Origin of the sequence: Clostridium beijerinckii, assembly GCF_008705175.1 — a bacterium.
GTDB classification, from domain to species: domain Bacteria; phylum Bacillota; class Clostridia; order Clostridiales; family Clostridiaceae; genus Clostridium; species Clostridium beijerinckii.
In genome coordinates, this window is sequence record NZ_CP043998.1 from 4,849,976 (window position 1) to 4,865,270 (window position 15,295).

A 15,295-nucleotide genomic window follows, 5' to 3' on the forward strand; every position below is an offset into this window, starting at 1 on the left:
AAAATTTAATTCACTAAATTTACATATTAGCTCTTTGCCTTCTCATTATTTCGAAAAGCTCTTGAATCATTTTTTCACTTTGAGCTGGAGTAATATCAATAAATCTTAATCCACACAATTTTTCTTTATCTGGAGTGTTTTCAATTCTTACAATATCACACTTAATTTCGACTTCAATTTTGCTTAATTTTAAGCTAACCAATATCAAATCTTCTTTAGTAATTTCTTCATTTATTTTAAATTTTAATCCACCAGCACTCAAATCAACCATTAATCCATCTTTATAAGGTATCTTAGGAATATCTTCCTCATCGATCCCAGTAATCTTTTTATATTTAACTGGATTTAATAACCCAACTCTGAAAAAATTCCTTCTTTGTATTTTTACAATATTAAATGGTGTTGAGATTTTATAGTATATTATGCTTCCTTCTTTACCTCTTGAAATTACTTCGCATGAAAAGTTAAAACATCCATTTTCACTTAAGTAAGTATTCATTTCGATCTTTTCTCCTGCGTGAAGCATTAAATAATCACCATCACAAACAGGAACATTCATTTTTAAAAAGTCATCCTCTACATCCATTATTAGAGCTTTATATGCTTTTTCTCCTATTATTACTTCCACTCTATCATTAACTTTTAAGTTAAAATTAAGCACCTTAAAATCCTCCTATGAAAATATATTAAATAATCTTTTAAACATTCCTTTTGCTCCATCTGATGAATCCACTTCTTGTCCCAAAAGTTTCGAAGCTATTTTTTCTATATCTTTAGACGCATCACAATTAGGATATAATATAACAAAAGGTTTTTGCTGCCTAACACTTTGCACTAATTTTTTATCTTCTAATATGCATCCCAAGTATTCAACATCTATCTTTAAAAATTTAGTAACTGCCCTATTAAATTTATTATAAGTTTCTTCGCCTTCCTCTTTAGTAAAGGCTTTATTTACAATTATTTTCGCCTTAGTCTTGAGATTATAGTGATCTGTTGCTTTAATTAAACTATATCCGTCTGTTAACGACGTAGGCTCAGGAGTAGTTACAATAATTAATTCTTCTGAAGCTGCTATAAAAGATAAGACATCTTTATTAACTCCAGCTCCTGTATCCATTAATATATAATCATACTCATCCAATGTCTCGAGTTTTTCTATAAATAATTTCTTTTGATCTTCTTCTAATTCTTGAGCTTTACTTAAAGCAGACCCTGCTGGAATTAAATCAACTCCATTGGTTCCTGTTATAATTATATCTTTTATTTCCAATCCAGTAAATATAATATCAAATATATTGTGCTTGGGATATAATCCCATTAATACATCATCATTTCCCATACCCAAATCAGCATCAAAAACCAAAACTTTCTTTCCTTTATTTTGAAGTAATATTGCTAGGTTCACAACAAAATTACTTTTTCCAACTCCGCCTTTTCCAGACGTTACTGTTATTATTTTTGTAGTTGTCTTATTTATTTCTTGTTCTTCATTGTTAATCAATTTTCGTAATGATTCAGCCTGATCTAGCATAGAATCTCCTCCCCTAGGATAAAATTAGCAATTTCTTCCTTTGTAGGTACCATTATATCATCTGGAACATTTTGCCCTATAGTTACAAAGCTAACTGGCTTGTTAGCAATTTTAGCAATATTATATAAAGAACCATACACAGTAGTCTCATCAAGTTTAGTAATAATAATATTATCATACTCAAGCCCTGAATAGCCTGTAAGTATGGATTTTATATCACTATTTTTAGTAGTTGCACTTATTACCATATTTACATGGTCAGGGTTTGCTTTTTGTACAAATGCTCTAAGCTCTGAAATTTGCATCGCATTTTTGCTGCTTCTTCCTGTAGTATCTATAAGAACAACGTCACAGTTACTCATTGCTTCAATAGCATCTTCCATTTCCTTCATTGTAATTACAACTTTAAAAGGTATATTCATTATTTCTGCATATGTTTTAAGTTGCTCAATAGCTCCAATTCTATATGTATCTACTGTAATTAATCCTACCTTCTTTTTTTCGATAAGTGCAAGTCTTCCAGCAAGCTTTGCTATTGTAGTTGTTTTCCCTACACCAGTTGGCCCTACTAATACAACGCGCCCATTCAAGCTCTTAGTGGATACTAAGATATCTCTCTCAAAAACTTCTCTTAAAACTTCTACTTCATTTAAAGCCTCTCCAGAATTTATATTCTCTACTGACTCTATAACTCCATCCTGCAATTCTTCATCAATGTCCAAACTTTTTAATCTTTCTTTTATAAAGCTTACTGATACATCTTCGTTGGACGTATTTTTTATAACCTTGCTTAATAAACTCTTTAATTCATTAACTTCTTTATGTATTGATTCTATATTCGCCTCATTATTTATGGCCTTATCTATATAATCCATTCCCTTTTGTTCTTTACTGCTATTTTCCATTTTTGTAGAACTACTTTTAATTTCCTGTTTATTAATATTTTCTTCGTATATATTATTACTAGACGCTTCCTTTTCAAGATTAGCATTATGTTCTAATATCTTATCTCTTATGGTATCAGCCTTAGGAATTTCTCTCAAATCTTTTGAAGCTGATACTTCATCCTGCATTAACTTTTTAATACTTTCTAATGAATTTTGAAACTCTTCATCCATTTTGTTGTACTTACTGCTGTACTTATTAGAACTACTATTGTCATCACTTTGTGAATTTTCAATAGCAGCTGTAACCTCTATCACTTTCTTAGAAAATAAGCCTTTTAGTCCTGGTTTTCTAACCTTTCTCTGACTTATTATAATAGCATCTTTTCCTAGTTCATATCTAATCCGAGTCAAACCTTCGTTCATATTTGCTACAAGATATTTTTTTATAATCATCTATATTCTTACGACTCCTTCACTATTAATTTGAACATCATTAGGTACTTCATTTAAAGAAATTACCATAATGTGAGGAAATACCATTTCGATTAACTTTCTAAATACAGGTCTTATATTTGGTGAAACAAGTATAAGAGGTTGATTGTTGTAAAAATAAACTGATTCTATAGTATTCTTTATTCCTGTAAGTATTTTGGTAGTTGTATCTGGATCTACTGTTGGGAATGACCCTTGCACTGATTTCTGAGTATTATTTGCTATTATCTCTTCTATACTTGGATCCAAAGTTACTACAGTAATTGTTCTATTTTCATCAACCACTTGATTACAAATCGTTCTAGCTAATGAGAATCTAACATATTCTGTTAGAACCTCTAAATCTCTAGTATTTTTAGCGTTATCTGCTAGAGATTCCATTATCGTAACAATATCCTTAATTGGAACTTTTTCTCTAAGTAAATTTTGTAGTACTTTTTGAAGTTCTCCGATACTTAGTAGATCTGGAATAAGTTCTTCAACAACTGCGCTATATTTTTCTTTCGCATTATCAACAATAAGTTTAACCTCTTGTCTTCCAAGCAATTCATATGAATGGCTCTTTATAGTTTCAGTTAAGTGAGTTACCATTACCGTTGTTGGATCAACTACAGTTAATCCCTTAATTTCAGCCTCTTCCCTTTGATCTTTATTTATCCATACTGCTGGAAGTCCAAAAGTCGGCTCAATTGTTTTTATACCTGGCATCTCTGAATTTTCTCCTGTTGGATCCATGCAAAGAAGCATACTCGGCATTAATTCTGAAGAAACAACCATGGTTCCTCTAATTTTTACTATGTACTCATTTGTCTTTAATTGAAGATTATCTCTGATTCTTATAGGTTGAACAACGATACCCATTTCTATAGCACATTGTCTTCTAACAGATGCAATTCTTTGAAGTAAATCTCCACCAGATGCCTCATCTGCAAGTGGTATAAGTCCATATCCAATTTCAACCTCCATTGGCTCTACTGAAATTAAATTCATAACATTTTCTGGCTCTTTACGCTCTGCTTGGATAATTTCTTCTTCTTCCGATACAAATTCTTGTATCTCTTTGGCAGCTGCATCTTTATAAAGCAGGTATGTTAACGTCCCCATTGCTAAAGATGCTGTAAAAAATGGAATTTTAGGCATGCTAGGTATAATGCCTAAAAACAACATTATAGCGCTGGCAATTCCTGTAGCTACTGGAAAAGCTGTCAATTGAGCAGACAATGTATTTCCTAAATTCTCTTCACTTCCTGAACGTGTTACCAAAATACCTGAAGCCGTAGATACTAGTAGCGCTGGAACCTGGCTCACAAGACCGTCTCCAACAGATAAAATGGTGTATGTTTGAGCGGCAGTCGCAGCCGTCATATTTTTTTGAAGTACTCCAATGATAATTCCACCTATTATATTTATAATAGTAATTACAATACCAGCTATTGCATCACCTTTAACGAACTTAGACGCACCATCCATAGCCCCATAAAAATCGGCTTCTGATTGCAAGTCTTTTCTTTTCTTTTTTGCCATAGCTTCATCTATTATTCCAGAGTTTAAATCAGCATCAATACTCATTTGCTTACCTGGCATTGCATCAAGTGTAAATCTTGCAGATACTTCTGCAACTCTTCCTGCACCGTTAGTAATAACCATAAATTGAATTACTACTATAATCAAAAATATTATAATACCAACTACATAATTACCACGTATAACAAAGTTTCCAAATGCCGTTATAATAGTTCCTGCATCTGCTTCTGTAAGTATTAGTCTTGTTGATGAGATGTTAAGTGCCAATCTAAATAATGTTGTAACCAGCAATAATGTAAGGAAGACTGAAAGCTGCAATACATTAGTTGTGAACATTGTAATTAAAATTATGATTATTGAAATTGTTATATTTAAAGCTAAAAGTAAATCTATTACCTGTTTAGGTAAAGGTATTATTATCATAAGAACTATCGCTATAACACCAAATGCAATTAATACATCTAGATTATCTTTTACCTTTAATTTTCTATTGCCAAACTCCAAAGATCAAACCTCCCTTTTTGATCAATTCACAATGCACAATTACGACTAAAATTCTTGCAATATTTTTAGAAATATTATGAAGAATTATTTTTGCAATATATATTAGAAATTCTGTAAGAATTTCAACTCAAATTGTGAATTGTACATTGTGCATTGTGCATTGCGTATTTAAATTTTATTTCTTCTTGAGCTTCATTACTACTACCAATATTTCCGCTACAGCTTGATATAAATCTTGGGGTATATCTTCATCTATTTCTACCCTATCGTACATCAGCCTTGCAAGAGGCTTATTTTCGATAACCGGCACTTCATTTTCTTTCGCAATACTTTTTATTTTAAATGCTACATAATCAGCACCCTTTGCTACAATTTTAGGTGCCTCCATATCTTTTCCTTCTTCATATTTTATAGCAATAGCTAAGTGAGTAGGATTTGTTATTACAACTGTAGCATCTGCAACAGATTGCATCATTCTTTTCATTCCTAATTCCCTTTGCCTTTGCTTAATTTTCCCTTTTAGCTTAGGATCTCCTTCAGATTGTTTGTACTCATCTTTAATTTCCTGCTTAGTCATTCTCATCTCTTTATTATGCATTCTAACTTGTAAAAAGTAATCAATAGCTGCAATGATTACCAATACAATGCATATCTGCTTAAATATTCCCACAACTAAATTTTTAACTTCGTCGCTTAGGGAAGGTAGATATAAATTTGAAATTCCCAATATACTTTGGTAATTTCCTGATATGTATTTATAACAAATAATTGATATTATAGTTATTATAATTAAATTTTTAGATAAGTCTACCATGCTTCTTTTTGATATCATATTCTTTAGGCCATTTAAAGGATTTAACTTTCCAAATGATGGTTTTAAAGGTTCAGCAGTTATTATAAAACCTGTTTGCAGCAAACTTGCAATAATTCCTCCAACCATTATAGGTAATGCAAAGGGTAATAAATAACTTCCTATCTTTATAACAGTAGTAATTGCTAAATTAGAAATAGTTGCATTATCAAAATCTTTTATCATGGGAAAATTCAAAAAATAGATTAAAACATCTTTAAATCCACTTGTTAACATCCCCCATAAAGATGATATTAATAACGTACAAATAACCATTGTAATTGCTACAGATACATCCTTACTTCTTGCTATTTGTCCTTTATTTCTAGATTCTGACTTTTTCTTAGGTGTTGCTTCTTCAGTCTTATCATCACCAGCAAAAATTAGAACTAAAGGTACCGCAGGTATCAAATTAACTATTTCCCGGAAAATACTTGGTAGATTGTATATAGCTGTTCCAATTAACTTCAACATTAATGGAAGCAATATAATATATGTAATAAGTCCTAATAAATTTTTTATAGGCATTCCAAAAATCATGATTGGAATTGTTGGTACTGTTCTAGAAATCAATCCCAAACACACGTCAGTTATAACAATTATCAAAACTATTGGTATTGCTATTTTCACACCTAAAGCAAAATAGTCAAAAATAGTCTTCATAACCCCCATTAAGGTTTCTTGATAGACTATAGTTTTACCAATAGGTACTATCTTTGTGCTTTCCACCAGCATATTTATAACAACATGATGTCCATCAACTATAAAAAAGAATGCTAAAGAAACAAAATATGATAAATTTCCAAGTAAAGTCGATGTAGTCTGAGTTGTTGGATCTAGCACTGATACCATTGAGAAACCTGCATGAATATCCATCCATTCTCCCGCAAGCTTTACCACTTGGAAAATTAAATTAGTTATATATCCTAATATTAAGCCAGACATTATCTCACTTATGGCATAAAACACCAGCATGTAGCCACTATTTAAAGCACTCAATGTAGAATGATCTATCCCTGCTACAATTCCAAATGATAATATAAGTGAAAATACTCCTTGCATAATTTGTGGTGTTCCAGCTGGGAAAAATATTTGAACAGATATAAAATATGAGGTTATCCTCAAAAAAATTAGAAACAATGCAAGAAAGTAGGATACATCCACCATACAGTCCTACCCCCTATGTAATAACTTTTGAAATCAAATCAAAAATCCTATTTGTGAAAGACATAATTGTTTCAAGCATCCAGCTCCCCAAAAATATTCCAACAATTGCTGCTGCTATTAATTTAGGAACAAAAGTTAATGTCTGCTCTTGTATTTGAGTTGTAGCTTGTATAATACTTATTGCTAACCCCAATACTAGAACTACTATTAATATAGGGGCTGATACTTTCGCCGCTGTTATTATTGTATCCTTAACTACAGCATTAAGCATTGTCTGCGTCATCTTATTTCACCTCACATAAAACTCTGTATCAAAGATTTCACCAGTAAATACCATCCATCTACCATTACAAATAATATCAATTTAAAAGGTAATGATACCATTGTAGGAGGTAGCATGAACATACCCATAGACATTAGAACACTAGATACTACCATGTCTATAACTAAAAACGGTAAATATATTAAAAATCCTATTTGAAATGCTGTCTTTAATTCACTTATCGCAAATGCTGGGATTAACGTTGTAAATGAAACATTCTCTTTTGTTAAATTCTCTTTATCTACTCCACCTATTTCAACAAATAACTCTAAATCCTTTTCCCTCGTTTGTTTGAGCATAAATGATTTTAGAGGTTTAGATGCCTCTTCAAAAGCTTGGTCTTGAGTTATTTTATTCTCCAAATATGGCTGTATTGCTTTAGTATTTACCTCATTATAAACAGGATTCATAATAAACAAAGTTAAAAATATAGCAAGTCCTGTCAATATTTGATTTGGAACAGCTTGTTGTACTCCCATTGCACTCTTAAGAAATGAAAACACTACCACTATTCTGGTAAAAGATGTCATCATTATCACTATTGATGGCAATAATGCTAGGATCGTAAAAAATATTAATATTTTAATACTCGATACATAATCCTGCGGTGTGCTATTTCCGTCTCCAAAAGATACATTTAGTTGCGGCACGCTTGTACTACTTGGAGCTGCATATGCACTTATAGTGCAAAACATCATAATTCCAAGAGCCATCATGAAGGTAAATGCAATTCTCTTTTTATTATTTTTCATGCTTCTCTTCCTTTGATTTTATATTCTTTGTAATCTTAGAAAAGTTCTTTTTCGATTTTAATACTAAATTAGTATAATATTCTGCCATTTCCTGCGATGCTTTCTTTTTATCTTCTTCAATATTATCAATTTCTTCTCTTGATAACTCTGATAATTTTTCCATATGCCCTGCAGTACTAGTCATTATATATCCTTTTTCTCCGATTTTAACTATTAATATAGAATTATCTTTTGTTACTTGCACTCTTTCAATAACCTTAATATATTTATTATTATTAATAACATTAAATTTTGAATTTGCTAACTTAAAACTTAAAAATATTAATCCTAAAGTAACTCCCAAGGCCAAAATAAGCTGTACAATCATTCCTAAAAATCCAAAATTCATATCTCTTACCTACTGAATTATCATACTTTTAAATCTAACATCAGTAATCTTGCCTTTTGTTAAATCCTTATTAATAGAATCAATTAATTGTCTTTTTATAGCATCCCTATTCGCTACATTATTTAAATAATCAGCCTTTTGGCTCTTAAAGAAAAATATAATATCATCTCTTACAACCACTTGATTAGCTGTCAATTCTTCCTTTAGTTTAGTCTTAGTCTTATCATAGCCTAAAGCAAGTTCTCCCTTAAAAAATCTTTTACCACCTTCATCACCTAAATTTACTGTGAATTCAGCTAAATCCATATACTCATTTTCAACAACAACTTCTTGAGCATCTACTGTATTTTTAGTTTTCATAAATAAATACACTCCACCGAAAGCTGCTGATCCTAATACTAATAATCCTAAAATAAATAAAACTATCATAAGACCTTTTCCACTTTTACCTGACTTTTCACCTTTTTCTTTTTCCTTGTCCTTACCTTTTCCTAAAGCCACTATTACCACTCCTCACCACTTGCAACAATTAAAGTATTAACCTTTTTATTATTAGCTTTATTTTAATAAAGTCCCTATAATTATATTTTATAAGTAAAAATTTTGTTTTTGTATTTTATAACCGCCTGCCTAACTTCTTCTACGCTTTCAAGTACTATATATTTTCTTCCATTGGTTAATGTAATTATTGTTTCAGGCACTTCTTCTATCTTTTCTATATGATCTGCATTTAATATGAAGTGCTCATGGTTCATTCCAGTTACATCTATCATAAAATTCTCCCCCTTTAATAATAAACTGTACAGTTCACAATACACACTTAATTATTATTATATTCACTATATTATTTAAAGTATATAGGTTTTTTATAATACAATAACTTACCAATTGTGCATTGTGAATTGTGCACTATAGAAAAATATTACTTATAAATAAAATCCCCTAATAGCATTTAGTTGCAAGCTGGGCTTTCACCCAACCTGCTTTAATGTAATATTAACTATCTTTATTATCTAGGTTATCTCATAAGCCCAGTAATTGTTTGTAGAATTTCATCTCCTGTAGTTACCATCTTTGATGCAGCTTGGAAACTTCTAGTTGCTGTGATCATATCTGTAAATTGTTCTGTTAAATCTACATTTGAACCTTCAAGAGCTCCTTGAATTAATGATCCGAAACCGCCTTGATTCCCTGTTGCAGTAGTTGTTGAAGATGATGTACTAGTATCTATCTTTCCAGTTTTATAAACTATAGGCCCTGAGTTAGAAGAATTTATGCACATATTACCACCAAGATCAGTCAATCCTTCTGGATTTTTAAAACTTGCCATAGCAATTTGACCAATTGCAGCTCTCTTACCATCTCCTAATACAGCAGTAATAATACCATCTTTTCCGATTTCAAATTTCTTAACAGGCTGTGTTACAGCACCTGATGCACCTGGAGTTCCTGAAATAGTGACACTATCTGGTATTACTAAAGGTCTCATTGTATTATCAGATACTTTTAAATCTTTAGAATCTGCATTTACATAGTTAGCACCTATAACATTATTTGTTGAATCATAAGCTAAACTTTTAGCACTAGCAGTTCCACCATCATTTGTAGCGCTAGTTAAATAATATCCCATAATTCTATGCCCATCAGATGTTAATAAATTTCCTTGATAATCCAATGTAAGATTTCCATCCCTTGTAAACAAAGTTTCTGAAATTTGTCCAGTGGCATCAGAGGCTGCCGCATTTGGTGCACCTGTAGCTTGATCAGCACCAATTCCAGAATTCAAATCGCCTTTAGATACTACTAGGTATCCATCACCATCAATACATACATCAAGGCTTCTACCTGTTGATAATGCATTACCTTGTCCCATAACTTTGTTAATACTTGAAAGTTGTGCTCCTAACCCTATCTGCTTAGCATTTGTACCTCCAAGTACTGAAGTAGGTGCTGTTGCCTCAGAAGAATTTTGATAAAGCATATCCTTAAATCTTGCACTTGAAGATTTAAAAGCTGTTGTTCCTACGTTTGCTATATTATTACCTATAACATCCAATTTAGTTTGGTTAACCTTCATTCCGCTTATCCCAGAATACATACATCTTAACATAAACATACCTCCCAATCTTTTTTCAATTTATATAACTTGCTTCTGTCGATCCACAAGTTCAGGCTTCCGTAACCAATTCACAATTATCAATTTCTAATTCACAATGATTGTACATTGTGAATTGTGCATTGTGAATTATGCATTGTCTAAAGGTCCAGCCTATAAAATTACTACGCTATCTACGTTCGTAAATATATTATCTTTCGCTCTATCCTTTTCTACAGCTGTTATTAGAGTCTTGTTTTCAACACTAGCAATTAATGCAATATCTTTATATAACATAACTGTATTTTTAGAATTTTTATCCTGAGCTATTTTAAAACCCTTTTGTATTTGTTCCATATCTTCTTTAGTAAAATTAATCTCATTTAATCTTGAAGCAGCATGCTTTGATACAGTAAAACTCTGATCTCTATTTTTAACACCATCTAGTACATCCTGAAATTTTGCTTCCTTCTGCTTGCTATTAGGACTATCACCTATAGCCTTTTGAGAATTTGCAAATTGCCCAATATTCCCTACAGAATAAGCTTGTCCATTAATAATTCTATAACTCATTTATACACCTGCTATTTTAGCTAGAATTGCATTTTCTGCATCTGTCGAATCATTAGTTGCACTTGAAATTGTATTTATTGTTCCATTTGAAGATGCATTCGTAGTATCACCTGCTGTTCCTGTATTAGTATTAGTGTCTGTAGAACCAGAATCAGAAGTTGTTCCGCTGCCACTAGAATTACTGTTACTTGAACCATTTGTACCTGTTTCACTTGTACTTTCATTAGCAGTATTGTTATTTAAATTCACTTTCATATCATCATCTGCCAGATCTCCAGCTCTTACTATATCTCCATAATCGTAAGTCTTATTTTCTCCTGTTGGCTTACCGTTATCATCCAAAACATCAACTTTTATCTTTACAGTAGCACCACTGACAGTATCAATATAAGCACCAGTAATCTTTCCTTTTATTAAAACAGTCTTCTTTTTATCATCTAAAGTTGCAATCACAACTTTTTCTTGTTTATCTGCTAAAGCTGAGGCGGCTAAGAAATCAGAATTAAGAGCAGTTCTACTATTTGCATTAGTATTAGAATCAGTTGTTTGTACAGTTCCAATTATATTTTCAACTGCAATTTTTGCTTCTTTCCCATTAATCAACATTCCTAAATATGTTCCACCAGATTCTTTCAATACCTGAGTTACATACCCCTGTATATAAGAGCCATTATCGTCTTTTTCATTAGTTATTACTGTTCTACCAATCATTTGCTGGTATGCTGAGTCTGACATAGTAGTATTTAAATTCTGCATTTGTTCCATTGATGCGAATTGAGCCATCTGACTTACATATGCACTTGAATCTTGATTTTGGGTTGGATCTAAATTACTTAATTGAGCAGATAATATCTTTAAAAATGAATTTTTATCCATAGTATTATCATTTTTCTTTAAGATCTTAGTTCCATTCGCAGTTGTACCTGAACTTGCAACATTTACTGTCGAATCATTTAATGGACTTAATGTAGTACTCATACTTATACCTCCTATGCAAAAAATTCTATATTATTATCATTAGCTTCAATATTCTCCACTAGCTCTTCTTCACTAGATGCTAAATTATTTGCTGCATTACTATTTCTAGTATTGTTTCTTCTTTGCTCTTCTGAAAGCTGTCCGCCAAAACTTTGTTCACTAAAAAATGTAGTATCATCTTGATAAAGTTCAATATTTACATCTGCTATTTTTAAATTTTGCTCTCCAAGCTGCTTTTTAATATCAGATAAATTTTGAGAAATTAAAGCAGTTGTATCTTTTGAATTAGCTTTTAAATTAGCTTTTATTACTCCATCCTCTTGAACCAGCTTTATAGTTATCTCACCTAAATTTCCCGGATTAACTTTTACTGTTAATTCCTTAAGTGAATTAGTGTTCATAAACTTAACGTCTTTTATTAAATCATCAGCAAAAGTAGCCTTATTGATTGTAAGTCCTCTAGTATTATTTACACCTTGATTCTGTATTGTTGAAGTTCTAGATGCAAACAAATTGATTTTATTTAATGAGTCATCTTTATTATCATCAACTAAAGAATTTAAGAACTTCTCCTCTTTTGAAGCTGTCGGAGTATTATTTTTTGATGCTGAAGAATTATCACTTTCACTATTATCTTGAGAATAACTTTTACTTAACATATCTTCAAGTGTTAAAACTTTATTACCTGCATTCTGATTATTTTCTAGCAAATCAGATATTTCAGACATTATTCCTTTTAAACTACTTTTAGTAGATTCTGTAGCATTTTCTTTAATAGTACCATTTAAATTTCCTAAAAGCTTTTCCATTAAGTTTAGTGAATTAGAATCTAACTTACTTTTTACAGAATCATTTTTTAGTAATTCCATTATTTTTTCCATAATACCATTTAAACTACTATTAGATAGTGTACTGTTAGCTCCATCAATTCCAACTTTAGAATTAATTGCTCCATTGGCATTTATGCTATCTTGTTTTATTCCCAATTTAGCAAGTAAGCTTAACAATTCTGATAATATGTCCTTCAGTTTATCCTTAGATGCTGTCTTACTTTCCTTTTCTAGTTCCTCAAGCTTTTCATTTAATTCTTTTGTATCCTTATCAGTATCTTTAACTTCAGTTGAATTTTGTTTTTGATTTGCAGAAGATACATATCCATTATCCTCATGATCCTTATAATCACTTTTTGATTTTAATACATTTTTAAAATCATCTTTCCTAGAAGTGTATGAATTATTCAGCGTCTTAGTAACTTCTGAAGTAGATTTGCTTGCAAAATTTGTATTAGAAGTAAATGACTTCACCATACTATCTAAGCTGTTTGACGAACTATTTGAATCTTTTGTAGCTGTAACCATTATTTTCACCTCCCTTCAAGCAGTTTAATTCTATTTAGATGAAATTCAATTAAGATTAACTGCATCTCAACCTCCAAATCATAGATTAATATTTTTTAATTTTTTTGATTTCTTACATATGCATAAAGAGCTAACTCATCAATATTGATTTGTTCTATTCTATCCTGCTCTTTTACATATTCAGAATACTTCTTTTCTTTTAAGGTCTGAACCGTCTTTCTTTCCATCTGTTTAGCCGTTAAATCTTTTCTTCTATTTTCAATCTCTTGATTTTTGACCGCTAAATCCTTCTCCGTAGATTTTATTCCACTTTGAACACCTTGAATGTAATATCTTTTTAATTTCTGATATACAACATCCTCATTAGGAGATATACCGTTATATTTTTGATAATTTGCCTTAAGTTCTTCTAACTTTTCTTCAATCTTCTTTTTCTCTCTCTGACTTTCAGTAAATAATCTTTTACTTTCTTCTTCTTTTTCCATTCTCATTTCAAGGAGCTTTTCTAAGCCAAACTTAAATCTCTCAGCCAAAATAAAACCTCCTTTATTTAAACATTGATATTAAAGAATTTTGTGTACCTTCAAAAGAAGTTTTTTCATCAATTCCCTGACATAGAAAATCATTTAATGATTCATTATAGTTAATTGCCATATCAATCTTTTTATTGCTTCCTTTAACATAAGCCCCTATATTTATTAAATCCTCAGAGTCCTTATAAGTTGCTAAAAGATCTCTTGCCATAGATGCGGCTTCTTTATGTTCTTTAGGTGCTATTGTGTTCATAAGTCTGCTGACACTATTTAAAATATCAATAGCTGGATAATGATTTTTATGAGCCAAAGCTCTTGATAAAACTATATGTCCATCTAATATACCTCTAACAGCATCTGCTATAGGTTCATTAAAATCATCTCCATCAACAAGCACTGTATAAAAGGCAGTTATTGAACCATCTATAGATGTTCCAGATCTCTCCATAAGTTTAGGTAATTTAGCAAATACTGAAGGCGTATATCCTTTAGTAGCTGGTGGCTCCCCTATTGCAAGTCCAACTTCTCTTTGTGCCATTGCAAATCTTGTAACTGAATCCATCATAAGAATTACTTTTTTACCTTTATCTCTGAAATATTCAGCAATAGCTGTAGCTGTTAATGCTCCTTTGAGTCTTATTAATGCCGGTTTATCTGATGTAGCACACACTACAACAGATTTTTTCATACCTTCTGGTCCTAGATCTTTTTCTATAAATTCTAGAACCTCTCTACCTCTTTCACCTATTAGTGAAATAACATTAACATCAGCTTTTGCCTCTCTCGCTATCATTCCTAGTGTAGTACTTTTTCCAACTCCACTACCTGCAAAGATGCCAATTCTCTGCCCATCTCCACAAGTTAAGAAACCATCTATTGCTCTAACTCCAGTAGGCATTATTTCTTTTATTCTTTTTCTCTTTAATGGATCTGGTGCATCATTTTCTAATGGATACTCTTCTCCATCCATAGATATACTGTCGCAGTCTAAAGGATTTCCAAGTCCATCTATTATATGTCCAAGTAGCTTATCTGAACATTTTACACTCAGCGGCTTACGTTGCGGTACAACTCTGCATCCAGGTGAAATTCCTATAAGCTCATCAAGAGGCATTAATATTACAAATTCATCTCTAAAGCCAACAACTTCACAATTTACAGGAACATTTTTCTCATTATATATTATGCAAAGTTCACCTACAAAAGCCTTAATACCTTGTACTTCAATAGTAAGTCCTATTACTTTCTTAACAACGCCTTCACTATATATTGTCGAAGTATCACTTGCTTTTTTAATAAGTTTATCGAAATCCAAGTCTAAATCCAGCACTTATAACT

Annotated in this window: 16 protein-coding genes; all 16 read right to left on the minus strand. The window is 31.3% G+C overall.

Annotation, left to right across the window (positions count from 1 at the left end; translation table 11 throughout):
- Nucleotides 1-19: 19 nt before the first annotated feature.
- Nucleotides 20-661, minus strand: coding sequence for a flagellar brake protein (locus F3K33_RS21755; protein ID WP_039770248.1), 642 nt, complete (start codon nucleotides 659-661; stop codon nucleotides 20-22).
- 12 nt (nucleotides 662-673) lie between these two features.
- Complete coding sequence (locus F3K33_RS21760) at nucleotides 674-1,534, minus strand: MinD/ParA family protein (RefSeq protein ID WP_039770246.1); 861 nt, start codon at nucleotides 1,532-1,534, stop codon at nucleotides 674-676.
- Nucleotides 1,528-2,874, minus strand: a complete 1,347-nt coding sequence (flhF, locus tag F3K33_RS21765; protein ID WP_039770244.1) for a flagellar biosynthesis GTPase FlhF — start codon at nucleotides 2,872-2,874, stop codon at nucleotides 1,528-1,530. Before flhF ends, F3K33_RS21760 begins: the two co-directional genes overlap by 7 nt.
- Nucleotides 2,875-4,941 (minus strand): flagellar biosynthesis protein FlhA, encoded by a 2,067-nt coding sequence (flhA, locus tag F3K33_RS21770; protein ID WP_154861592.1) that lies wholly within the window; start codon nucleotides 4,939-4,941, stop codon nucleotides 2,875-2,877.
- Between the two features lie 175 nt (nucleotides 4,942-5,116).
- A complete protein-coding gene (locus F3K33_RS21775; protein WP_039770241.1) occupies nucleotides 5,117-6,958 on the minus strand; it encodes a fused FliR family export protein/FlhB family type III secretion system protein in 1,842 nt (613 codons plus the stop codon).
- 13 nt (nucleotides 6,959-6,971) lie between these two features.
- Nucleotides 6,972-7,241, minus strand: coding sequence for a flagellar biosynthetic protein FliQ (locus F3K33_RS21780; protein WP_012060412.1), 270 nt, complete (start codon nucleotides 7,239-7,241; stop codon nucleotides 6,972-6,974).
- Between the two features lie 11 nt (nucleotides 7,242-7,252).
- Nucleotides 7,253-8,032 carry a flagellar type III secretion system pore protein FliP gene (gene fliP / locus F3K33_RS21785; RefSeq protein WP_017211341.1) on the minus strand — a complete coding sequence of 260 codons (780 nt, stop codon included), beginning with the start codon at nucleotides 8,030-8,032 and terminating at the stop codon, nucleotides 7,253-7,255.
- Nucleotides 8,022-8,420: a FliO/MopB family protein gene (locus F3K33_RS21790; protein WP_023973274.1), complete on the minus strand. Its 399-nt coding sequence runs from the start codon at nucleotides 8,418-8,420 to the stop codon at nucleotides 8,022-8,024. The genes fliP and F3K33_RS21790 overlap by 11 nt, the downstream gene beginning before the upstream one ends.
- Before the next feature lie 9 nt (nucleotides 8,421-8,429).
- Nucleotides 8,430-8,921, minus strand: a complete 492-nt coding sequence (locus F3K33_RS21795; RefSeq protein ID WP_017211339.1) for a flagellar basal body-associated FliL family protein — start codon at nucleotides 8,919-8,921, stop codon at nucleotides 8,430-8,432.
- An 80-nt stretch (nucleotides 8,922-9,001) separates the two neighbouring features.
- On the minus strand, nucleotides 9,002-9,193 hold the full coding sequence (locus F3K33_RS21800; protein WP_017211338.1) for a flagellar FlbD family protein: 192 nt from the start codon (nucleotides 9,191-9,193) through the stop codon (nucleotides 9,002-9,004).
- A gap of 245 nt (nucleotides 9,194-9,438) precedes the next feature.
- Entirely contained in the window at nucleotides 9,439-10,530 is a 1,092-nt protein-coding gene (locus tag F3K33_RS21805) for a flagellar hook-basal body complex protein (protein WP_023973276.1), read from the minus strand.
- Between the two features lie 159 nt (nucleotides 10,531-10,689).
- The gene (locus F3K33_RS21810) at nucleotides 10,690-11,088 is read right to left on the minus strand and encodes a flagellar biosynthesis protein (RefSeq protein WP_023973277.1); all 399 of its coding nucleotides are present in this window, start codon (nucleotides 11,086-11,088) and stop codon (nucleotides 10,690-10,692) included.
- A complete protein-coding gene (locus F3K33_RS21815) occupies nucleotides 11,089-12,066 on the minus strand; it encodes a flagellar hook capping FlgD N-terminal domain-containing protein (protein WP_039770239.1) in 978 nt (325 codons plus the stop codon).
- Between the two features lie 11 nt (nucleotides 12,067-12,077).
- Entirely contained in the window at nucleotides 12,078-13,424 is a 1,347-nt protein-coding gene (locus tag F3K33_RS21820; RefSeq protein WP_039770237.1) for a flagellar hook-length control protein FliK, read from the minus strand.
- Between the two features lie 95 nt (nucleotides 13,425-13,519).
- Complete coding sequence (gene fliJ / locus F3K33_RS21825; protein WP_039770235.1) at nucleotides 13,520-13,957, minus strand: flagellar export protein FliJ; 438 nt, start codon at nucleotides 13,955-13,957, stop codon at nucleotides 13,520-13,522.
- Nucleotides 13,958-13,970: 13 nt separating this feature from the next.
- A complete protein-coding gene (gene fliI / locus F3K33_RS21830) occupies nucleotides 13,971-15,287 on the minus strand; it encodes a flagellar protein export ATPase FliI (protein WP_023973281.1) in 1,317 nt (438 codons plus the stop codon).
- Between the last annotated feature and the right edge of the window lie 8 nt (nucleotides 15,288-15,295).

Coding starts and splice junctions, on each gene's coding strand:
- F3K33_RS21810 (WP_023973277.1), bottom strand. CDS start 11,088: ATGAGTTATAGAATTATTAATGGACAAGCTTATTCTGTAGGGAATATT.
- F3K33_RS21800 (WP_017211338.1), bottom strand. CDS start 9,193: ATGATAGATGTAACTGGAATGAACCATGAGCACTTCATATTAAATGCA.
- F3K33_RS21820 (WP_039770237.1), bottom strand. CDS start 13,424: ATGGTTACAGCTACAAAAGATTCAAATAGTTCGTCAAACAGCTTAGAT.
- flhF (WP_039770244.1), bottom strand. CDS start 2,874: ATGATTATAAAAAAATATCTTGTAGCAAATATGAACGAAGGTTTGACT.
- F3K33_RS21815 (WP_039770239.1), bottom strand. CDS start 12,066: ATGAGTACTACATTAAGTCCATTAAATGATTCGACAGTAAATGTTGCA.
- F3K33_RS21790 (WP_023973274.1), bottom strand. CDS start 8,420: ATGAATTTTGGATTTTTAGGAATGATTGTACAGCTTATTTTGGCCTTG.
- F3K33_RS21805 (WP_023973276.1), bottom strand. CDS start 10,530: ATGTTAAGATGTATGTATTCTGGGATAAGCGGAATGAAGGTTAACCAA.
- F3K33_RS21760 (WP_039770246.1), bottom strand. CDS start 1,534: ATGCTAGATCAGGCTGAATCATTACGAAAATTGATTAACAATGAAGAA.
- fliP (WP_017211341.1), bottom strand. CDS start 8,032: ATGAAAAATAATAAAAAGAGAATTGCATTTACCTTCATGATGGCTCTT.
- F3K33_RS21775 (WP_039770241.1), bottom strand. CDS start 6,958: ATGGTGGATGTATCCTACTTTCTTGCATTGTTTCTAATTTTTTTGAGG.
- F3K33_RS21780 (WP_012060412.1), bottom strand. CDS start 7,241: ATGACGCAGACAATGCTTAATGCTGTAGTTAAGGATACAATAATAACA.